Below are 22,531 nucleotides of genomic sequence, written 5' to 3'. Positions count from 1 at the left end.
CATTAAGGGTATTTAATTATTTACTGAGCTTACCAGCAATTCTAAGGAACTTTATTAGTATAAAATTTTTATACTAATAAATAGTAGCTTTAGAATTTGTAAGTAGCTTGTAGGTAGGCAAAACGACCGATATTGTCATAAATCGCTGAACCTGCGCCCGTACCAGTTGTTGAGCCCGGTAACCCACGATTGAATAAGTTATCAACACCTAACTTAAAGCCTACGCCGCTATCAAATTTATAAGCGACTGAAGCATCAGTTATAAAGTATGAACCGTAACGCATTTGATTTGAAGGATTCGGGTTTGTTTCGATAGACTTATGATCGTATAACTCAACACCGTTAATAAAGCGAGTGCTGAAATCTACAACAAGGTTTTCATATGTATAATCAACAGAGATACTACCCTGCCATGTCTCATCACCTAAAACACCTTCATAATCAGTGTAATTTTCTGGCTCAGCTGAGAATGGAAAGTCTTTTGCTTCAATCAAATAAGTACCAATAAAGCTAGTACCGAAGCTACCACCTAAAGCGTCGAAGTCATAGCCAAACTCAAAGTCAACACCCGAGTTAAGACTACGTGCGATGTTAAGCGCAAAACCTTTTAGAAGTGTAATTTCACTAGTATTAGGGTCACGCGTAATTAGTTTACAGAACTGGTTATCAATACCGGTTGGAGAATCTACACAACGATCGATAATTGTTTGGAAACCAATGCCACTGATTGTGTCATCAATATCAATTTCCCAGTAATCGGCAGTTACACTAAACCCTTCTAACCACTCAGGTTGGTACACAAGACCTGCTGTAATAGATCTAGATTCTTCTGGCTGTAGATCTGGGTTACCACCAACTAATGTCTCTAGCGTTGCACTATCATAATTTGAATCAAAGTCAGCTGGAACACCTAAAGCAGCACAGTTAGATTCGCGAATAGCTCGGCCTGCATCACTTAATTGTGCAAGCTCTGAAACTTTACAGCTATCGTCAACACCTGCGAAAGACTGACTTTGACCAGAAAATAACTCGTCGATATTAGGCGCACGCATTGCTTCAGATAAGGTAAAGCGAGCGCGTAACTCTGGTGTAATAGTCCAATCAAGACCTAACTTCCAGCTTGTTGCATCGCCAATAGTAGAGTAATCAGCGTAACGAACCGCGGTATCAAATACTAATGTATCTATTAGAAATACATCTTCAATCAGTGGCACTGATAGTTCGAAGAAAGCTTCTGTTACATCATAACCACCATCCGTTTCACCAAGTGCATTAAAGAATGTAGCCCCAGTTTTAGCGAAGGCATCTTCAATCGTCACACTTGTCTCATCACGGTACTCAACACCACCAGCAAAACCAACCATACCCGCTGGTAGTTCATAAATTGCCGAATTACTAAATGTTGCATTGAATACAGTTTGCTTGATTTCTGATGTACCAATTGAAGTCGTTGTCACATAGTCAATAGCTTCTTGGCTAATTGCTCCGTCACCCATTATATTTGCAGCAACACACCCATCAGCTCGAGCTGCTGCGTCACGACATACAATATTGTTATTGTCATCAAACACAGCGTCAATCGCATTAGCATAATTATCCATAATAACGTTTGCACCGTTAATACGTTCAATTTCTGACTTACCATGCACTAAAGAGATATCCATTGCCCAGTCATCACTGATATAACCCTGAATACCTGCTACAAACCGAGTTGTTTCACGAGTATTTTCTTCAAGACGACGACCTATATCGTTAAACATTTTGTTCACACCAATAAATGGCAAATCATTATCATCCATTAATTGTGCAACATCAGGTGTTAAAAATGCGTTGTCGCGTTGTATTAGGTTTGCACCAGAGTAAAAACGGAAGAACGGTTGCCTACATTCTCGCCCTCTGTTTTAGAGTATTTAGCTTGAAAGTATGCGTTTAGCTCGTCTGTAACATCATAATTTGTTTTAAAATTAAAATTAATACGATCAAATTTAGGTTGTATCTCTGAATATTGACGTAGATTAATGTAATCACAACTCGGACTCGCACAAAAAGAGCCATCGGCAATCGGCAATCGGCAATCGGCAATCGGACCACTATAGACATCACCAAGGGTACTATCACCATTGAACTTGCTCATAATCCCACCAGTGAACGGGTTCCATACAGTACCTTGATTGGAAATTAGGTAGTAACCGGCATTTGGCATTACGATTTTATCTGGGTAATCTTCACTATCGAGTTGATCGTCAGGGCGAGCTTGGCCTGTTGCTACTTCATAAGGTAATGATGCGTAGGATGTTGCAGTCCATGGGTTATCAAGGGCATTTAATGAGTCTTGTGCGTTGTACTCTAAAGAGAAAGCGGGATTACCACGGCCTTCTGCAAAGTCTTGGCCATAAGAAACAGTAAATTTCTCATTTTGGTAAGAGCTATTGTCTGCAAAGCCTTTGGTTGCAGAAACATTAAAACCAGTGATGTCTTTTTTTAGTATAAAGTTAACAACACCTGTTACCGCATCGGCACCATAAACAGCCGATGCACCACCAGTAATAATCTCTACTTTTTCAATCCAAGAGCTTGGAATAGTATTCGTATCAACCGAAGATGTGCCTGGAGAACTTGCAACATGGCGCTTACCATCAACAAGTACTAGGGTACGAGCACTGCCCATACCGCGTAAATCTAGTAAGCTAATACCAGCAGTACCGATAAAACGACCAGAGTTTGCAAGTGAATAAGTAGTAGCTAAGGCTGGCAGTTTATTTAATACTTCACCGATATTCATCGCACCAGTGCTAACCAAGTCTTCACCTGTAATTACAGTAACCGGTCATGGTGAAATTGCACCTTCACGTAGTATCCGTGAACCTGTTACTTCAATACGCTCTACTTTTTCTACATTTTCTTCTTCTGCAGCAAATGAACTAGCTGAAAAGGCAGCTGTAGAAGCTGCGCCAAAGGCGATCGCTAAGCGAACAGATTTTCAAACTTTGTTATTTATCATGTCAATTTCCCTAATATATTATTATATTTATACCTGATAAGTAACTTGCCAAAGAAACAACAAGCCAATAATCAGTTTGCATAATTACAACAAATCAAACTCTAAATCAACAAAGTGAGACTAAATAATTGGCTCTATTTGCGTTAGTTGTTGATCTCTGAATTTGTACTATAATTAATTGTCCCAAAGCTAGAGAGGTCGGGACATTGAAGAAAAATCAATTCACACTAATAATTGAATCGTTATCTAAGCTAACACATAACCAAAAACGATTGCTACACCATCACGTTGTTGAAGACCTCAAACGTGGTGATACTGATAACCTGATCAATGAATGTAAAGGCGATGATGTTATTTGCCCTCACTGTGGTAATGAGGAAATTGGAAAATGGGGCATGGCTGCTGGCTTACAACGCTTCAAATGTAAAAACTCTTCATGTGGAAAAACTTTTAATGCTTTAACTAAAACACCTCTAGCTCGATTGAGAAAGCGTGAACTCTGGGCAAAGAACCTAGAGTACATGTTAGATGGCTTGCCAATTAGACGAGTTGCTGAACTCTTAGAAGTTGCAGAGACTACAGCGTTTCGATGGCGACACAGATTCCTCAAAGCTCCAGCACAGCGCAAACCATCAGAAGTAGCGGGAATCATCGAAGCTGATGAAATGTTTTTCATGGAGAGTTTTAAAGGCAACCAGACGATATATGATCGTAAGCCTAGAAAACGAGGTGGCATGGGCGATAGACGTACTGTTGATGATAAAATCCCTGTATTGATCGTAGTAGATAGAAGCGGTGGTTTAACAGACTTCGTACTTGAAGAACATTCAAGCGATGAAATTCATAATGCAATGAGACCAATAGTAAATCACGACAGTATTCTCTGTAGCGATGGCGCACACGCCTATCGTTCTTTCGCCAAGGAAGAAAATATCCAGCATTATCGCACTATAGTCAGTAAAGGTGAGCGAGTGATCGGTGGTCAATTTCATATCCAGAACGTAAATGGCTATATGAGCCGTTTACGGGGCTGGATGCGAAGGTTTAATGGTGTTGGTACAGAATATCTCCCAAACTACTTAGGTTGGATGAGAATGATGGATAGCAAGAAAGATAAGTACAAAGAGGTAAGGCTTGCATACTTAATTGACGAAAATCTTGCTTATGGCCTCGTTGCCTAGATTTATATTTATTTGATTATGAAGGCGATTTTGTTACATTAATGTGTACTTACATATTGATAATAAAAATACTAAGGAAGGAAAAAATGAAAAAGAGAATCGCAATATTAAGTTCAATATTAGGGTTGCAGTTTTCTGCTGTAGCTCAAGCTAATAACTATGCTGACGTTAAGCTTACTCACCTAGATCCAGAAAAGTCTGCTGCCACATGGGTTAGAACTAAACAAGTCACTCCTAGATACCCTATGGATCTAGCTATGAAAGGTATAGCTGGTTGTGGAGTCTTTAAGCTGACCGTAGATGAAGACGGTAATTCACAAGATATAGAATTAGTTTCGTCTATTCCTAAGAAAGTTATTTTCAAACCAGCTAAAAAGGTCATAAAAAAGTGGCGCTGGGAAAATGTTTCAGGCCAGCCAAACCAAGCCGAAGAAAAGGTAATACGCTTAGATTTTTGTATGGGTGGAAGTTCTGAAGAAGAAGCAAAAGCTAGGTGTGCTGAACAAGCAAAACTTCAATGTGAATAATATTTAAAATGCTTTCCAAAATAGCGTGGGAATAATAAGTAATTTCCACGTTTTCCCACACAAAAGAAATTATTCAACACTTAACGATAATAGAGCCAAATAATTATTCTTTTACTCATCTTAATTAATCATAATCTATGAGAATCATAGAGTTCATTCTTTTTGAGAGTCCGTATAAAATTCGAACTCAGGAATATCGTGTTTGTATATCGGCTTTCCTTTAAATAATATCTACACTTGATAGCCTCAATTTCAAAACTCAATGAACATTGTTAAATGGTGATAATTTTTTTATTAGGTAACGACGAAAACTCGGTATATTTAAGTACGCTAAATGCTTATGTAATTAAAAAGAGGCTCAAGTAAGTATCTTTATAACAACAAAAATCGCCTATTGAGCCACTAGTGAGGGCATCAAAATAGATAAAATGGGTAGTTATATTAAATATTGAATAGAAACTTTTGAATAATGGTGGTTAAAGTGAGAGTTACTATTACATAAAGAAGTATGTAATTTATCAAAGTAGTAACTCTCATTTTTCAGATTGATATATGAGGGATTTATCAATTAGTATGATATGCGTCTATCAAGATATTTACCCTAAGTGTTTAGCTAAAAATTTTTCCATTTTAGTATACAGTTCAAATTTATTTTCCTCTTTTTGAAACCCATGCCCTTCATTTTCTTTCAAAATCCACTCATCATCAGAAAGCTTAATTCCCTGTTTTTCTAATGCATCTTTTAGTAAGGTTGCATGCTTTTTAATTACACGAGGGTCTTTACCACCTTGAGCAATCATCAAAGGAGCTACAATTTTTTCTACATGATGCAAGGGGGACATACGCTTCATTAACGCTTCATCGTCCGGATCGCCTATTTGAATTTTCAGCAGTTCTTTTTGCGGCTCCCAGTGTTTTGGCATTGACTCGAATAGCAAACTAACGTCGGTTACCCCAACATAATTAATACCACATTTATAAAGTTCAGGAGTAAATGCAAGCCCTGCAACGGTGGCATAGCCTCCATAACTAGCACCGTAAATACATATTTTTTCGGGATCAACAATCCCCTTTTTTACCAAGTGATTTACAGTATCAGTAATGTCATTTTGCATTTCCGCTCCCCATTTACCTCCATAACCTGCTTGTTGAAACGCTTTTCCATAACCGCCAGAACCACGAAAGTTCACCTGAACTGTCGCATAACCTCTATTAGCAAAAAATTGCGCTTCTGGGTTAAACCCCCATACATCTCTAATGCCATAAGGGCCGCCATGTGGGTTTACAATTAAAGGTAGCTTTTTACCAACTGAGTTCTTAGGAGTCGTTAAATAACCTCTTAATTTTAAACCGTCTCGACTAGTAAATTTGATTGGTTTCATCGGTGACAATAATTCATTATCTAACCAGTCCATTCTTGCAACTAACGACTTCAACGTATTCTTTTTTTGATCAAATAAGTAGTATTGACCAGGATCTATATCGCTCGAAACAAAGACAATACGTAATGATTCATCTTCAGATTGACTGATAATATTAACTTGTTTACCAGCAAAGCTTTTTTCTATTGATGCCATCATTTCAGCTGTTTCTTTATCAAAATATACGGTTTCTGCGTAATCATCGACATAAGCTACACCAAGTAATTTCTCTTTTTTACGAGATAACATTAAATTAGTAACATCAACATCAGGATGAGCAAACACTAATTCACCTAACTTATTTGACTCTGGGTCAAAGCGATAAATTGCAGCAGTATCCCTATCAATATTAGATGCAACAAACATAGTTTTATCATCAAAATCAAAAGCTAATGGAGAGATATTTGCGTCATCTACATTAAACTCCTGCAACACTTTGAATTTTTCTTCAATTTTATTTTTATAATGCAATTGACCTTTTAAGCCTTCAATTGAGACAGCTGCACGAACTACTCCTTCATTATCCAGCATCCACCCTTGATAACTCCCTGGGTTTTTAGCAATAATTTGCATTTTATAATTTTTTTTACGCCTTTTATCCCACTTACTATCAAGCGGCAGTTTATAGAGATCTGGGGCTTTAATATTGCGTCCATTATATTGAACGATGATATGCTCGGGATCGTTCGGTAGTAAATGAACAATGCTCGCTGAACGAATACCCGAAGCGCCAACCTGAGATCCGACTAATTGAACAACTCTTGCACGTTTTGAATGAGCATTTATTTTATAAATGCTAAAAGCTTCATTGCCATCACTGTCTAAAGTAAAGACTATCTCTTTATCATTAGCCCAACTAAAGCTAGCTATATCTTGATCATCAAATTTAGTCACTGGCTTTGCATTTTTAAGACCATCTGTCTCAATTATTACTATGTTTTTACGGTTATTAATTGGCGAAAGTAATGCTATATATTTTCCATTTGGTGACAACTGCAGCGCTGAAAATTTAGCCGTTCTAAAAAAATCTTTTACATCAACAAAATCGCTTTCTGCATTCACCGTATGAACATATGAGCTAAAAAGCACTAGAAATATTAACTTTAATATTCTTCTCATAATACCCTCTATTCCCTATTACAAAGGTAATTATTGCCTATATCTCAATCAAAAAAACCCCACTTAAAAGTGGGGTTTATTCATCAAGCTTATAAACAAACCTATATTAGAAAGTTTGTTCTAAACGAAGGTACATAGAGCGACCCGTTTGGTCATATAAAGACCAAGCTGAATCACGATAATCTCTAAATCCATCGTAGTATGTAGGAGCTTTCTTATCGAAAGCATTGTTAACACCTACAGAAATTTTAGTACTTGTTGGAGCAGTGTATGAAACCTGTAAGTTATGTTTAACATAAGTAGGTACATCTGCTAAGTAGTCTACGCCGTACTCTTCATTTCCAGAAGATTGCTTACCAACATAAAACATAGTCCAAGAAGCACTGAAATCTTCATAAGAGTAGTTAACTCCTAAATCACCTTTCCAATCTGGGTAATCTTGAAGACCGGCATAATCAAACGGAGCCGCTTCAGCATCAGTTTTCTCTTCGAATTTACTAACCTTTGATAGATTTAGATTAGCTCCAAAAATACCAAATGAAGTTTCGTAAGTATAACGTGTAGCAAAGTCGTAACCAGTAGTAGCAAATGATGCTTTGTTAATGTACCCAGTATACATGAAATCAATTTGACCTGATGGTCCGCGGTCTATTGCATCAGGAGTTGAACCTAATCCACCCTCTTGCTCAATACGAAGTAGCTCAGCATTAGTTACGCTATCAATTCTGTTTTCATAGTTGATATCATAATAAGTTAACTCAATTGCAAGACCATCCATTACATCCCATACAAAACCGAATGTCGTTGAGTCGCCTGTTTCTTCAGTTAAATTAGCATTACCACCAAACCAAGTCGCAACTTGCTCACCTGCATCACTACAGTATCCATCAAGAGCTACACCTGGATTTGCATCACAATATGCTGTATCACGAACTGTTGGGAAGCTTAATGCATAAGAAGAAAACATTTCGCCCATATTTGGTGCTCTAAAAGACTCACCCCAAGAACCACGTAATAATAGTGAATCAGTTGGACGCCAGGTAAGACCAACTTTAGGAACAACTTTATCGAAAGTAGTACTTCTTTCACCTAAGTTAGTTAGACCTGATTGCTCATACTTCTCGTAGCGAGTTGCAACAGTTAAATCTACATTTGCTGGAAAAGCTGCTTGAATCTCCATATATGCTGCTGTGCGGTCACGTTCAGCAAAAACGTCATCACCACCAGAACCGCCAGAGATAAAGCCGTTAGCAGACGCTGGGTCACTGATTTGAGTAAAATCGATCTGCTCAAATTCACCACCTATAACACCAGCAACCGAAAAATCACCATCTTCAAAAATTAGCGTTGACACTAACCCATCGATTTGCTGGCTTTCGTAACGACCTTCGTAGTTACCAGTATGAGCAGCATATTGGTATAAGTCATTCATTTGACTATTCCAATCATCAAAGCTCATGCCTGTGGTATTTAAAACGTCGTAATTACCTGTATCAAGCTCTGATTGGAACAGAACATCATTCACTAGGTTTCTACCGTAAGAGTTTGTTTTTGAGATACTGTTTTGGTAATTAATTTCCCAATCAAGACCGTTAGCAACATCTACAAAACCTTCAAGACCCAATACGATATCTGTAGTAACAACCTCGGTCTTTGTGTCACGCTCACCTAAAGGAACCGCACGAAGATAAAGTCGAATATCTTCCCCTTCAGGGTTGTATTGGTTATCTGCGCCCATGTAAATCGGTGATGTTGAAACTGGTGTCCCTGCAAAACGTGCATCAGTCTCATTAAAGCTCGCCATAGCGCGAGCATTGAATATTAAATTATCACTCAACTCATAATTGAACTTTGTTAAAAATGAATTGTTCTCTGAATCAGGGTAAAACTTAGTAACTTCACCATAACTATATGTACAGCGACCAACGCCGTCTGCATCTATACCATTTACTGTATTGGGCGCTGAGTCACAAAGCGAAGAGTTTGAAAGAAAGCTACCAGCGCCATTAATTTTATAATTTGGCACATGACTATATGAACTAAAACCTACATAATCATCAGATTTTGTTGCCCATACGTCTCTGTCGAAGACAGCATCACTCTTAGAGTTCTCATAAGTAAATATTATGTTGCCTTTATCTGAAGAGTAACCTGAAGTCAAAGAAAATGTTTTGCTTGTCCCACCTTCAACACTTGGTGATTCATATTCATATTTAGCATTTATACCTTCGAAATCTTTTTTTGTAATAATGTTAATTACACCTGCAACAGCAGAAGATCCATAAACAGCAGATGCACCATCACGTAAGATTTCAACACGTTCAACTACCGCCATAGGTATGATTGAAGTATCCGCAGATGAACCTGAAGATGAACTTGACCCTGGAAGACGACGACCATCAAGAAGAACAAGAGTAGCGTCAGAACCAAGCCCACGTAAATTAATGTTAGATTCTGCTGATGCACCTGAACCGTAACCTGAAACACCTTTCCATGAACCAAAGGAGTTTGCAGCTAGGTTATTAAGTACATCTGCAACAGTTGGCTCACCTGACAAGCTAATTTCCACAGCCGATAATACCGTTACAGGAGAGCTGTTTTCAAGGTCTACTTGCTTGATACGCGAACCTGTAACTTGAATACGCTCAACTTTGTCTGCGCCTTCCTCTGCAGCAATTGAGCTTGCTGAGAAAGCAGCAGTAGAAGCTGCACCAAAAGCAATCGCTAAACGAACGGCTTTTGAGATTTTGTTATTTAACATTTGATTCTCCCTAGAATACTATTTGTTTTTTTATTTTTGACCACTTTTGTTAATTAAATTGTGATCATGTTCCAGATGATAATACTTTGTTCACAATGAGGTCAACATTAAATTAACTTTAAAAGCACTTTAAGTGACTTCTTGTTATCATTTTTACGTTTGCTTAGTTCGTTTTTTAAGCTTTTTTTGGATTTTAATTTAGAAACAGCTTAAAAAATAAAACCTAAAACACTGATTTTAAATTAGATTATTTATTTTGTGAGGTTTTTATTTTGTATCGATTTTAAATGAATTTGTAATCGGAATCACAAGTGTTAACTTTAAATTTTACAAATTTTATACGAAATAGGAACTTGAAATCGAAAAACAACCTATAAAACACCTGTTTTTCTCATAGCTAAGTTAAAATAATGTAGCTTGGGTAGATTCAGTTGATGTGTTTAAAGCGCTTAATATCATTTGCGCTACGGGTTCAAGCTGTCTTTGAATGTAAAGGGGGTAATTAAGGGTGTTTTTACCGGTATAAAGTTCGGCGCCAGTTATTGCGTAAACATATTCGATTACTTGTCCGCGTTTTATTTCAAACTCAGGATGGCTCGCTTTGTGTTTTTTAACTGCTTGAACGTGAGGTGGGATATTTTTAATATAATCGTTAAGGTGCTGCCCTAAACGCTTTCTATATACTAATTTACGGTCAAACTCACCATTATAAAGCTTTTGAGTGTAGCTATTTATAATATCGTGCAGTTGCTGTATTTCGAAGTTGTCGGTAAATAATGTCTCGAATAACTGTGTTTGAAACTCTTGTGCAAACTCAGTCCAATCACTGCGAACGGTTTCCATACCTTTAAAGACCAACTTTTTTTCATTTTTTTTGGTTACTTGACCAACATAACGTTTTTTAGAACCCGTTTTTTTACCTCGTATAGTTGGCATAAAAAACGGACTGTAATGGGTCTCAAATTCAATTTCTAAATAGCTTTGTAAGTCATAACGCTGCCTTAATTCTACTTGCCACTTTTCGTTGATATGTCGAACAAGTTGGCAACCAATTTCGTTGCATTGCTCAGGACTGGTATCTTCACTAAGTTTTACAAACGTAGAGTCGGTATCACCATATATCACCTCAAAGCCTTGCGCTTCTATCCATTTACGAGTTGTTTGCATTATTTCATGGCCACGTAAAGTAATAGAACTGGATAAACGCGGGTCGTAAAACCGACAGCCTTTAGAGCCCAGTACGCCATATAAGCTATTCATAATAATTTTAATCGCTTGCGAGAGCATCGGTTGATTAGTGTCTTTTGCTTCTTGGCGAGTTTGTGTCAGGTGCTCAATTAATTTTGGCAGGTGGTGCTGCGTTCTTGAAAATAACGCCTGATTAAACCCCTCTACAGCATGCTCTGGTGCGTTTAACCCTGCGATTAAACCTAACGGGTCAATACAAAACGTACGCATAATTGACGGATATAAGCTTTTAAAATCAAGTACCAAAACGTTTTTAAAAAGCCCTGGGGTCGACTCCATCACATAGCCACCAGGGCTTTCAAAAGATAGCCCATGATCGCCTAAGTTGGGAGCAACATAACCACTGCGATGTAACAGCGGTAAATATAAATTAGTAAATGCAGCAACTGAGCCACCCATGCGCTCAAGTTCGAGCCCAGTGATTTGAGTTCTGACTATGGCAAATTCAAACAGCTTTAGTTTTTCGAAAATTTGATTAACTAAAATACAATCTTGGCGGTTGTAGGCAGCAAGAGCGAGCTTGTCTTCATTAAATTGGCGTACAATTTCAGATAATCGGTTATCAGCTTTTATTAATTTAGACTCGTTAAGCACCCGCTCTGCAACATTAGCTAACGAAAAGCTATCAAATCGATAAGTGGCATTCTTTAATGTATCAATACCATCTATTACGCATCGCCCTGGAAGCGTTAATCGAGTGTAATGGCCTTTATTAATATATAAAGGTTGATTATCTCGGCCAATACTCAGGGTAACTCCTAACGCCTCAGCGCGCTCTTGCAATAAACTAAAATCAAAATCAATAACATTCCAACCAACAATAACATCGGGGTCGTTATTTATGATGTACTGCTGCAGTTTGGTGAGCAGATTAATTTCGTCATAGCACCAATCTATTTCAAATGTCGGGTCGCTCTGCTGCTGTGGCTCACCTATCATTAATACACAATCTAGGCCATTTCCCACCAGTGCAACACTAAATAGCACGCCATCGGCATTGCATTCTATATCCAAAGAAACAGACTTAAGCGTTGGCGTATACTCGTTATTTGCTTTTAGCTTTGCCTCACTAATTTCAATAAAGCCGTTTTGAGCTTTGGCATTACCGGTTACCCATACGCCCCCTTTAATAAAGCGCTCCATTAAAAAGCGGTCACTGTGGCGCACATCGGCTTCATAAATTGGCATTACTTGCTCTAAAAGAGCTCGTGCAGTGTATACACTTTTTATATCGTTAAAGTAACAGGCTACACATTCACTACCACTAAAGTGACAAAGTTCAACGTTATTAAACTGCGCTTTTATGTTTGCCTGAGCCAGTAGAGCACTTGCAGTATCTTGCTCAGCCAATGGGATGAAAAACAACGCTTGCTGATTTTCAATCGTCACTTTTATCGGGCCTTGCTCAGAGCTTAGCCAATAGCACAAAGTAATACCTTGTGCATTTTTAGCAGTGTATTGTTGCCTTGATAAAATAAAGCCCTGATAGATTGCTTGTGTCAATGTTCGATCCCACTTAATATATACACTGTAATTATATACATATTTTAGGTTAATCATCACATGCTATCGAGCTCACTTAAAAAAACAATTAGACAAGTACACCAGCATGTTGCAAATAACCTAACCGATTACCGCCCTCGTAGTAGTCAAAACTACCTAGTTGCTGAAATAGCAAAAACATTAGCCGGTGAATACCATAAAAAACAACGTATTTGTGTTATTGAAGCAGGTACTGGTACCGGCAAGTCATTAGCTTACTGTCTAGGCGCTCTACCACTGGCATTAGCACAAAAAAAGAAACTGGTTATTTCTACGGCTACTGTGGCTTTACAAGAACAATTAATCGCTAAAGAGCTGCCGTTTTTTAAAAAGCACTCAGGGCTCGATTTTAAATTTGATTTAGTAAAAGGCCGCCAACGTTATATTTGCGCTCACAAACTTCATAATGCGCTAAATAGTGATAGCCAAACTCAAATGGAGTTTATGCCTACCCTTACATCACCATTAAGTGATATGGAAACTAAGTGCTTAAAGCAACTTTACGATGCCTATATCAATAAAAAGTGGCAAGGCGATAGAGACAGCTGGGCCGATACCATCCCTGATAGAGTATGGGGGCTCATTGCTTGTGATAAGCATGCCTGCCAACGCCAGATGAAAGCACACCAAACATGTCCTTTTCAACTGGCTCGCCAGCAGTTAATGCAAATGGATGTATTGGTTATAAACCATTCGTTACTGTTAGCCGATTTAGACTTAGGGGGCGGAAAAATTTTACCCGAACCCGACAATACCATTTATGTAATCGATGAAGCGCATCACCTTGCGCATATTACCCGCGATTTTTCATCTGCTGCAGCTACAATAAAAGGCACGATAGATTGGCTCGACAAACTCACTAAATTTAGTGGCAAAATGGCCAAAGTGTTAGTGGGGCAAAAAGGTATTGGGCAAAACTTTAAATTATGCGATAGCGTTAACGATGCAAACAAAGATTTAAAAGTGGTGCGCGATATACTCGACAACGCTGATTTTGAATATTCAAAAGACGATACCTATCGCTTTGAACATGGTGAAATTCCTAAATCGTTACACGCAAAAGCAAAAGATATTAGCGAAGCCACGCTTGATGCATTACGGTGTTTAAATAAAATGCACGACACCCTCACCCAAGATGTAAGCGACGGTGATATTAAACCTTATGTTGCCGACCCTATTCTGGCTGAAAGCGGGCAATACATAAACCGATTAGAGCAACTTAATAAATTATGGTTTAGTTACGCCACTAAAGGCGAAGGCACACCGCATGCGCGTTGGATAAAACGACTTGAATATAAAAGCCATCATGATCACCTGCTTAGCGACTGCCCTATTGAGGTCGGTTACTATTTAAAAGATAAGCTGTGGAGCGAATGTGCTGGAGCCGTGTTATGCTCAGCTACCTTGAGCGCACTAGGTTCATTTGATCACTTTGCCTATGAAAGCGGTCTTGCTAAAGAAGAAGGGGTAAAGTTCATTAAAGTCCCCTCTCCGTTTGACTACCCAAAACAGGCCACTCTGCGAATTCCTGCATCGAGCATAGAGCCAACAGATAAAGAATTTAGCGATCATATTGCGAAAACATTACCCGAGTATCTAAACACTAAAAAAGCCAATTTAGTGTTGTTTGCCTCTTACTGGCAAATGGACCATGTAAGTAAGTTTCTTAGAACAAAAGGATTTAACTTATTAGTACAAGGTGAAATGTCACGAGAAGCTTTACTCAAATTACATACTAAAAATATTGATGAAGGCAAAGGTAGTATTTTATTTGGCACCCAAAGCCTCTCTGAAGGGCTTGATTTACCTGGTAAATATTTAGAAAATCTAATTATTACAAAAATTCCATTTGCGGTGCCTACCTCGCCTATCGAAGAAGCACAAGCGGAGTTTGTGCAAAGTAAAGGCGGTAATCCATTTTTATCTATAACCGTGCCAGACGCAGCAAAGAAATTGGTACAAAGCTGTGGTAGACTGCTGCGTAAAGAAAGTGATATTGGCACAATAACTATTTTAGATAGACGCTTAATCACCAAACGATATGGCAAAGCCATGCTTGACACCTTACCACCTTTTAAAAGACAAATAGATTACTGATGTTTGAACTTGCACTCGACCCAACAACTTGGGCTATTTTATGTGGCGTTGCACTTTTAGCGGGCTTTATTGATGCTATTGCTGGCGGCGGTGGATTACTTACTGTACCGGCACTGTTAACGGCGGGATTGCCTCCTCATTTAACGCTTGGCACTAATAAATTGGCCGCCAGTTTTGGCTCGTTAACGGCCAGTATCACCTATTATAAAAAACAGTTATTTAACCCACGATTTTGGTTTGCTTCTATTATGGCTACCGCCATAGGTGCTTTGTTAGGCACACTAATTGTTGATCATTTAAGCATTGAGTTTTTAAATAAGCTCTTACCCATTATTATTATTTTAGTGGCTTGCTACAGCTTGTTTGGTAATTTAAGTACCACACAAAGTGATGATCTGCCTAAATTAACCCGCACAATAAAAGTAAAACAGTGGCTACAAGGATTAAGCCTAGGTTTTTTTGATGGTTTAGCTGGGCCTGGAACGGGAACTTTTTGGACTGCCTCAAACGGTATGCTTTATAAAATGAGTTTGCTACTCAATTGTGGTTTGGCGCGTTCAATGAATTTTGTTTCTAACTTCATCTCTCTGATCACCTTTGTTGCACTTGGCCATGTTAACTTTTTACTGGGAATTACAATGGGCTTCTTTATCATGCTTGGTGCATGGTTTGGCGCACATTCAGCTATTCGTTTTGGCAGTAAATTTATTCGCCCAGTATTTAATACTATGGTTATACTTTTAGCGTTAAAACTAATTTACGAGGCATACTTTTAATATGCAATCTGCTGCTTTAGACAAACTACGCCAACAAGTTGCTACGCTTAAGCAACAAGCTGAGCAATTTGATAAAGCAAAATTATTTGCTAAAAACCGTTATATGCAGGCACAGCCAAGCTTATTTGACAGAGCCGTATTTAGCACCAAAAGCATGAACTTGGTTGATTACGTAGTAGAAATAGAAGATGAAATAGCCAGCCTACCACCGAGCGATCACCGCCATGCCTACACTTACGCACTTGAGCGCATTGCTAGTCAGGTACAAGCGGTCTTTAATGTAATTAAATCGACCCCTATTTGGGTGAAAGAAAACAAAAGTCATTATAAGCCTCGTGCCAAACAGCCTATTTACAAACAAGCAGTGCAAAAAATCATGCAATCATCCCATGAGTTATATGATGAGCTTAAACAAAACCATGAGTTTGAACGCCGCCTAGTACTGATGATTGAAGAGCGTAAGTTACAAATGGAAAAAGCATCACCTGCGCAAGCACAAAAACTTAATCAAGAAATTTTAACTACTCATGCGCGACTCGGGCGTTGTAGAAAAGCAATTTCTGCCACCGAAGACAAAATTCAACAAGTAGAAAAACAACATTTACGCTAATGCAGCTTTATTACCACCATCTGTACTCGCAGCTAGAGTTACCTGAGCGCCATCGCTTTCCAATAAAAAAGTATCAGCAGCTTAAGCATGAAATAGAGCGTTTAGGCTACACCCAATTTATATCGCCTTCGCCTGCAACTACAGCGCAGTTAAGCTTATGCCATAGCTCAGATTATATTGCTGACTTTTTAAACGGGTCGTTGACTGACAAAGCGGTGAAGAAAATGGGATTTCCGCACTCACCTGAACTAGTCGAGCGAACCCTTTATTCTGTTGGTGCCAGTATTCAAGCAGCTGAGAATGCAATGCAAACCGGCTTAGCGGCTAATTTAAGTGGCGGCTACCACCATGCTTACAGCAATTACGGTAGTGGCTTTTGTATTTTTAATGATTTAGCCATTGCGGCAGCCCACCTTATTGCAACAGAGCAAGCCGACACCGTATTAATATTTGATTGTGACGTGCATCAAGGTGACGGCACAGCACAAATAACCCAGCACCATGAGCACATAATTAGCTGCTCAATTCACTGTGAACAAAACTTTCCTCGGCAAAAACAGCACTCAAACTACGACTTTGCCTTACCTGCAAACACCACAGATGCAGAGTATTTAACAACACTAGAGCAAGCTCTTGAGTTATGTGTTCGCCTCCACCAGCCCGATATTATTTTATATAATGCGGGCGCCGATATTTATACCAAAGACGAACTTGGCTTATTTGATGTTTCTTTGGCTGGCGTATACGCGCGCGACTTTGCTGTTCTTAACTTTTGTAAGCAGCGAAACATCCCGCTTATGTGCGCTTTAGGTGGGGGTTATCAACGTAACATCAACAATTTAGTTAGTGTCCATAAGCAACTATTTAAAGCGGCTCTCGATTTATAACAGTCCTTGGTATAGACTCATTACAGACAATAAAAAAGAGTGACAGGAATATGCGATTAGATGATGACATACACAACTTTTACGAAAAGCTCGTTTTAGAAGAAATAGAAAAACGTAAACTTAATGAGCGTTACAACGACGATGTAATGGCTGACTTTTGCTGTACCGTACTCAATCAATTACCCCCACGTTATATTCGATACGATGTAGATATGGCATTTTATTTAACTCAAACAGATCGTTTAGATATGCAGCAACGCGTTGAACTTGCTATTAATTTTGCGATTGATCAGATTGCTAAAAAGAAAGATATTAATGAGTAACCCGCTAGAAGACGCCCCTACACACGTAAAACTGGCTGTTGATTTAATTATGATATTAGAGCAACACGACGTAGAGCCCGAAGAAGTATTAAAAGCGCTCGATATCGTAAAAAGTGACTTTGAGAAAAAGCTAGTTAGTAACTAGCTTTACTCTATTGTTTGTATTTCATGAACGGTGACAATACCATCGTGTTTATTACAATCAATTTTAATTTCGCCGAATGTTCGTCTCGGTGATGTTGACCTACGGCAGGTCATGTTTTGAGCTTTAACACCAAACTGCTCAATATAAACGGCAACAATTGCATCTATTTCTTGCTTCTCGTGTGTTGTCGCAGCAGTATAAAAAGTATCATATTGTTGTGACCAATTTTCAACGCCTGCTTCTGCAGCAACACTCAACCACCCCATACCAAGCTTAGTTGATTGCTCTAAATATTGCCCTTTTAAAAACATAAACGCTAGGGTGTATTGTGCACTTTTATAGCCCAATGCAGCGGGCTCTTCTAAATAGTTAAAAGCCTCTTCAAACTCCCCTTTTCTGTATGCCTTAACACCATTATATTCTTTTTTCTTCATGGTATTATCGCTGTAAAGACTGACTGGTGACGAATTGCAGCCAGTTATTAAAGCCACCAATACCAGCAAAGTGGCACTCAATCGTTGATGATTCATTATTATCCTTAATTTATTATTTTTTTTGCTCAGAAACATAACCACTTTTAAAGCATCTGCCCTAAAACCTGTTAACATATATTTAATATTATCATGGGATTGCAAAGCTTACAGCGATTATTTTTATAAGCGCAGTTTTAATCGCCCATTAAAAATAGATAAACCTATTTTTTAATACCCTGTATTTATACATAAGGTACTTTACTTTACGCACAATGCATTTAACTGACGTAAATCTATCACTGACTGTCCGTTTGCTGAACCAGTAATAATAACTGCGCGGCCGCTTTGGCATCGTCTAATGCACGGTGATGATTGGTTAAGTCTAAATTAAAGTGTGCCGATAAATTACCGAGTGAGTATGACTTTAATCCCTTAAATGCTTTGCGTGATTCAACGACTGTACACAGTTTCGGCATTTTAAAATTAATTCCTATCCTCTCAAGCTCTTTTTTAATAAATCCATAATCAAAATTAACATTATGCGCCACAAAAATACTGCCTGATAATTGATTCAGTAACGGCGCTGCAATCTCGCTAAATATGGGCGCATTGCTTACCATGGCATCGTTAATGCCTGTAAGCGAGGTAATAAAACGCGGGATGGGACGCTCTGGGTTTATCAATGTGGTCCATGTATCAACTATTTCGCCCTGCTTTATTTTAACAATACCAATTTCGGTAATACGGTTACCGCCTTTGAGGCCTCCTGTAGTTTCAATATCAACTACACTATAAACACGGTTAGGGTCTACATACCACTTCACCGCTGCAATATTGACTTTAAAACCACTGTTTTTTAAATTATCGATGCTCACTAGCTGGTTTCTTTTAAGCTTGTCTCCGGGCGCTTTTACCTCTTCAAAATGAACTGCGCTGTTATCAACAATCATTAAATCGGGGTAACCATCTTTTAATTGTCGATAGTTTTTTGCCATGTTTTTTAAATGGCTTAATAGCGCATTTATCGGGCTGTTTAAAATAAGCATCTCTAATGGCTTTAATACATCTTTGTGCCATCTAAATAAGCCATTTGGTTGCTCATAATACTTCGCTGCATGGTTACACACTAAACGCAGCAATTTTTGGGTACTATTACACGCAGCCAGCCGCGCCTCTAATTGCGAGGATTGATTTAAATAAAATGTATCTGTTTTTAAGGCTTGCGGATAAATATCAAATTCGTTGCAGGGGGGGGTTGGGGTTTCAATAAAAAGTTCCTGCCAAAAAACCAGCGCAAATAAGCTTTGCCACAAGGTATTCTCAGTATAAAAAACCTGCTTGCCTTGACGAGTGTAGTGATCACTTACACCTAACTCAACATCGCCACGGTAAAGTTCATCAACTTCTATAATACAGCGTGTACTGGCTAACATTTCACTAAGCCGTGAGCGTGTTTGCTTGTTAAATTTGCGCATTAAAAAGTCATCCGCAAAGTACAGTAACTCATCGGTGAGCGGATTTTCTATAATTTTCTCAAGTTGCGCCTTTACCCATTCTTTATTACCTAAACGGTATTGCTCTCTTATTTGAATTTCTAGTGCGTGCGCATCGTCTTCGCAGGCATTAAGTACATCAAACGCTAATACAGGGTTACTTGTTTTTAGTTGCTTATAAAGTATGACCAATAACTTATTCTTTAGCTCTCGAGCTACAACCCCTACTGCTAATTCATTTATTAACTGTTTTGCTAACGTCTCATTTTCATTGTCATCTTTCGCGTTTTTAACGGCTAACCGAAAACGGTTTAACACATAGTTAGATTGCGCTTCCTCAATTGAGTCAAAGCGAGACAAACTTTCATGATGTCCTTGCCTAACAGGAGTTACCCCTAAATCTCTTAGTACAAACCGATTTTGATGATTAACATCACCGGCACTGAGCCTGCCAATATACAAAAACTCAAAATACTGGTAACACTCATCTCTATTATTGATCACATACTGATTATACAAATGCGAAAGACGCTCTGGCTCAGATTCAAAAAATGAAATAGCGACTTCAACTAAACAACTTTTAGCTGCACTTTTTTTAAATAATGGTGGCTGCTCTTGTTGAGATAACAACTCAATTAAGGCCGGCTTTGTTAGATGACTAAGCAGTTGCTTAGCGTCTGCTTGTGAGGGTTCATATACTAATCCGGCTGTTTTTAAATTAAAAAGTGACTGATAAGGCGAAATAATCTCTTCATAATTTAATGACTGAGTTTGCACTAAATAAGGCTTACGAGAATAAATACGTGCTAGCATGCATTGGCTTTGCTCGTCGAGGGTGTTTATTTTATTAATAAATGTAATGTGCTTTTGCTCAAGTAAATGCATACATTTATCGCTCACAAAGCCTATTAGCTCTTTAAAATGTGCCAAATAATATTTTGCTGGTAACTCTTTTCTCATAAAAACCGCCAATACTGTATATAAAAACAGTATAATTATTTGAGCGCTTTTAGCAACCCAATTAGGAATTAATAGCCTTTTAGTATTTAAATTGATTCAATCTCGGGCGCTTTAATTTCAGCGAGGTTTGTTACTTAATAAACTAAGTTAAAACCGAGCACCCTTTTTATACCCTGCACCTTATCTTCACCTGTGTAGATAGCAGAACCCTTCAAGCAGTGCGTGTTTAACATTAACGAAGCGTTAGTACCTATTTACGGGCATTCACATGGCAAAAGATCTATTTTGCTTAAAAACCAAACACACTGCTGAAACTTCAATCTCAAAAGATAAACAGACCCTCGCGCAACTCAATTAATTTATTTATGCATACGTATTACTATTGAAATATCTTTTTTAGCGTGATTACTCTGTGCTAAGGTTGCCCGCAAATTATTAGTGGTACTTTAACTTCATTACACATAATAAAAATTAGGATTGAACAACATGACAACACAGCATGCAACTAAAGGTGAGCAAAGCGCACAGACAAAGTGCTCACTTTTATACGTTATTTTTATATCGGCTGTTGCCGCCATTGGTGGCTTTTTATTTGGTTTTGATTCAGGCGTTATAAATGGCACTGTATCGGCATTAGGTAATACATTTAACTCAAGCAGTGTAGCAACAGGGTTTAATGTTGCCTCTGTTTTACTTGGTTGTGCGCTGGGTGCTTTAGCTGCTGGCCCATTAGCTGACAAATTTGGCCGTCGCGCTATTATGATTGTCACTGCACTTATATTTGCTATCAGTGCATTTGGCTCTGGTATTGCTGATAGCTCAGCTGAGTTTATTTTTTACCGCTTATTTGGTGGATTAGGTATCGGTGCGGCATCTGTTTTAGCGCCGGCTTATATTGCAGAAGTAGCACCTGCCAGCTTACGCGGCCGTTTAGCAACACTGCAGCAGCTTGCTATTGTGCTGGGTCTGTTTGCTGCCTTTTTAAGTAACTACCTAATTGCAAATGCCGCAGGCGGTGCCGAGGGTATTTTACTGTTAGACTTAGCTGCATGGCGCTGGATGTTTTGGGCTGAACTGGTTCCTGCAGGCTTATTTTTAATTGGGGTCTTGTTTATTCCTGAGTCACCGCGTTACTTAGTCGCACAAGGCAAGCTTAAACACGCTAAAACTGTATTTAATAAAATTTCAAACGATGATGCTGATGCGCAAATCAATGACGTAAAGCAGTCTCTGAAAAGCGATAAAAAACCAAGTATTCGCGATTTATTTATCGATGGCAGTAAAAAGGTACACCCTATTGTTTGGGTGGGTGTGGCCTTGTCAGTGTTTCAACAATTTGTTGGTATTAACGTGGTATTTTATTACGGTTCAGAACTTTGGCAAGCCGCTGGTTTTGATGAATCACAATCACTGTTTATAAACGTGCTTGCGGGTACCACTAATATTTTGTCTACTTTTATTGCCATTGCTTTAGTTGATAAAGTGGGACGTAAGCCATTGTTACTGGTAGGTAGTATAGGTATGTTTATTAGTTTAAGTGCACTTACCTACACCTTTGGCAGTGCAGGCCTTGATGAAGCGGGCAAGTTAGCACTTAGCGAAAATATGGGTACCTTTGCTTTAATAATGGCTAACCTGTTTGTGGTATTTTTTGGTTTAAGCTGGGGCCCAATTGTGTGGGTACTGCTTGGTGAAATGTTTAATAACCGCATTCGCGGTGCAGCGCTTGCAGTTGCTGCTAGTGCGCAGTGGATAGCTAACTTTGCTATTACTATGACCTTCCCTATCATGCTAGGTAGTATTGGTTTAGCAGGCGCCTATGGCTTTTATACCCTCTCGGCGTTTATTAGTGTGTTTTTTGTAGTTAAATACATTAAAGAGACACGCGGTATGAAGTTAGAGTCAATGTAATTACTTGGCTGGAGTAAAATAGCGCTTAATAATGCTGTTTTACTCCAGTGTATTTA

The 22,531-nt window shown here is 38.6% G+C and carries 14 protein-coding genes and 1 pseudogene; 9 read left to right on the top strand and 6 right to left on the bottom strand.

Features of this window, described 5'->3' with window-relative positions; all coding sequences use genetic code 11:
• Positions 1–89 precede the first annotated feature (89 nt).
• Positions 90–2,962, bottom strand: a pseudogene (locus tag A9479_RS03825) (TonB-dependent receptor).
• A gap of 245 nt (positions 2,963–3,207) precedes the next feature.
• Between A9479_RS03825 and A9479_RS03820 the strand changes: the two are divergent.
• Together A9479_RS03820 and A9479_RS03815 are read left to right on the top strand one after the other, a co-directional pair.
• Positions 3,208–4,182, top strand: coding sequence for an IS1595-like element ISPesp2 family transposase (locus A9479_RS03820; protein WP_042153779.1), 975 nt, complete (start codon positions 3,208–3,210; stop codon positions 4,180–4,182).
• 86 nt (positions 4,183–4,268) lie between these two features.
• On the top strand, positions 4,269–4,709 hold the full coding sequence (locus A9479_RS03815; RefSeq protein WP_064662731.1) for an energy transducer TonB: 441 nt from the start codon (positions 4,269–4,271) through the stop codon (positions 4,707–4,709).
• Positions 4,710–5,305: 596 nt separating this feature from the next.
• Here the strand turns inward: A9479_RS03815 and A9479_RS03810 are convergent.
• The 3 genes from A9479_RS03810 to A9479_RS03800 all read right to left on the bottom strand — a co-directional run bounded on the left by A9479_RS03810 (position 5,306) and on the right by A9479_RS03800 (position 12,761).
• Complete coding sequence (locus A9479_RS03810) at positions 5,306–7,249, bottom strand: S9 family peptidase (protein ID WP_064662730.1); 1,944 nt, start codon at positions 7,247–7,249, stop codon at positions 5,306–5,308.
• Between the two features lie 106 nt (positions 7,250–7,355).
• Positions 7,356–10,010, bottom strand: coding sequence for a TonB-dependent receptor (locus A9479_RS03805; protein ID WP_064662729.1), 2,655 nt, complete (start codon positions 10,008–10,010; stop codon positions 7,356–7,358).
• 402 nt (positions 10,011–10,412) lie between these two features.
• Entirely contained in the window at positions 10,413–12,761 is a 2,349-nt protein-coding gene (locus tag A9479_RS03800; protein ID WP_064662734.1) for a DNA polymerase II, read from the bottom strand.
• Positions 12,762–12,821: 60 nt separating this feature from the next.
• Between A9479_RS03800 and dinG the strand changes: the two genes are divergently transcribed.
• From dinG to A9479_RS19610, 6 genes are read left to right on the top strand one after another with little or no spacing between them, the layout of a single operon-like run.
• Positions 12,822–14,897 carry an ATP-dependent DNA helicase DinG gene (dinG, locus tag A9479_RS03795; RefSeq protein ID WP_008109386.1) on the top strand — a complete coding sequence of 692 codons (2,076 nt, stop codon included), beginning with the start codon at positions 12,822–12,824 and terminating at the stop codon, positions 14,895–14,897.
• Entirely contained in the window at positions 14,897–15,673 is a 777-nt protein-coding gene (locus A9479_RS03790; protein ID WP_016898974.1) for a TSUP family transporter, read from the top strand. The genes dinG and A9479_RS03790 overlap by 1 nt, the downstream gene beginning before the upstream one ends.
• 1 nt (position 15,674) lies before the next feature.
• Complete coding sequence (locus A9479_RS03785; protein ID WP_064662728.1) at positions 15,675–16,283, top strand: primosomal replication protein; 609 nt, start codon at positions 15,675–15,677, stop codon at positions 16,281–16,283.
• Complete coding sequence (locus A9479_RS03780; RefSeq protein ID WP_064662727.1) at positions 16,283–17,170, top strand: histone deacetylase; 888 nt, start codon at positions 16,283–16,285, stop codon at positions 17,168–17,170. Before A9479_RS03785 ends, A9479_RS03780 begins: the two co-directional genes overlap by 1 nt.
• A gap of 50 nt (positions 17,171–17,220) precedes the next feature.
• Positions 17,221–17,493 carry a late competence development ComFB family protein gene (locus tag A9479_RS03775; RefSeq protein WP_013465384.1) on the top strand — a complete coding sequence of 91 codons (273 nt, stop codon included), beginning with the start codon at positions 17,221–17,223 and terminating at the stop codon, positions 17,491–17,493.
• A complete protein-coding gene (locus A9479_RS19610) occupies positions 17,486–17,638 on the top strand; it encodes a YbaM family protein (RefSeq protein WP_081745130.1) in 153 nt (50 codons plus the stop codon). Before A9479_RS03775 ends, A9479_RS19610 begins: the two co-directional genes overlap by 8 nt.
• Positions 17,639–17,640: 2 nt before the next feature.
• On the opposite strand, the gene A9479_RS03770 is transcribed toward A9479_RS19610, so the two are convergent.
• Positions 17,641–18,168 (bottom strand): sel1 repeat family protein, encoded by a 528-nt coding sequence (locus tag A9479_RS03770; protein ID WP_064662726.1) that lies wholly within the window; start codon positions 18,166–18,168, stop codon positions 17,641–17,643.
• A 239-nt stretch (positions 18,169–18,407) separates the two neighbouring features.
• Positions 18,408–20,564 carry an exonuclease domain-containing protein gene (locus tag A9479_RS03765; protein ID WP_064662725.1) on the bottom strand — a complete coding sequence of 719 codons (2,157 nt, stop codon included), beginning with the start codon at positions 20,562–20,564 and terminating at the stop codon, positions 18,408–18,410.
• A 486-nt stretch (positions 20,565–21,050) separates the two neighbouring features.
• Here A9479_RS03765 and A9479_RS03760 point away from each other — a divergent pair, with 486 nt between their 5' ends.
• A complete protein-coding gene (locus A9479_RS03760; protein WP_058155001.1) occupies positions 21,051–22,475 on the top strand; it encodes a sugar porter family MFS transporter in 1,425 nt (474 codons plus the stop codon).
• Positions 22,476–22,531: the final 56 nt, after the last annotated feature.

The sequence above is a fragment of the Pseudoalteromonas sp. MQS005 genome, from assembly GCF_001661605.1.
Classification (GTDB): domain Bacteria; phylum Pseudomonadota; class Gammaproteobacteria; order Enterobacterales; family Alteromonadaceae; genus Pseudoalteromonas; species Pseudoalteromonas tetraodonis.
This window is presented reverse-complemented; position numbering and strand designations above follow the sequence as displayed.

What these genes read in the sequence shown, in the direction of transcription:
- A9479_RS03760 (WP_058155001.1), top strand. Translation starts at nt 21,051, where the DNA reads ATGACAACACAGCATGCAACTAAAGGTGAGCAAAGCGCACAGACAAAG.
- A9479_RS03810 (WP_064662730.1), bottom strand. Translation starts at nt 7,249, where the DNA reads ATGAGAAGAATATTAAAGTTAATATTTCTAGTGCTTTTTAGCTCATAT.
- A9479_RS03785 (WP_064662728.1), top strand. Translation starts at nt 15,675, where the DNA reads ATGCAATCTGCTGCTTTAGACAAACTACGCCAACAAGTTGCTACGCTT.
- A9479_RS03770 (WP_064662726.1), bottom strand. Translation starts at nt 18,168, where the DNA reads ATGAATCATCAACGATTGAGTGCCACTTTGCTGGTATTGGTGGCTTTA.
- A9479_RS03790 (WP_016898974.1), top strand. Translation starts at nt 14,897, where the DNA reads ATGTTTGAACTTGCACTCGACCCAACAACTTGGGCTATTTTATGTGGC.
- A9479_RS03815 (WP_064662731.1), top strand. Translation starts at nt 4,269, where the DNA reads ATGAAAAAGAGAATCGCAATATTAAGTTCAATATTAGGGTTGCAGTTT.
- A9479_RS19610 (WP_081745130.1), top strand. Translation starts at nt 17,486, where the DNA reads ATGAGTAACCCGCTAGAAGACGCCCCTACACACGTAAAACTGGCTGTT.
- A9479_RS03775 (WP_013465384.1), top strand. Translation starts at nt 17,221, where the DNA reads ATGCGATTAGATGATGACATACACAACTTTTACGAAAAGCTCGTTTTA.
- dinG (WP_008109386.1), top strand. Translation starts at nt 12,822, where the DNA reads ATGCTATCGAGCTCACTTAAAAAAACAATTAGACAAGTACACCAGCAT.
- A9479_RS03780 (WP_064662727.1), top strand. Translation starts at nt 16,283, where the DNA reads ATGCAGCTTTATTACCACCATCTGTACTCGCAGCTAGAGTTACCTGAG.
- A9479_RS03765 (WP_064662725.1), bottom strand. Translation starts at nt 20,564, where the DNA reads ATGAGAAAAGAGTTACCAGCAAAATATTATTTGGCACATTTTAAAGAG.
- A9479_RS03805 (WP_064662729.1), bottom strand. Translation starts at nt 10,010, where the DNA reads ATGTTAAATAACAAAATCTCAAAAGCCGTTCGTTTAGCGATTGCTTTT.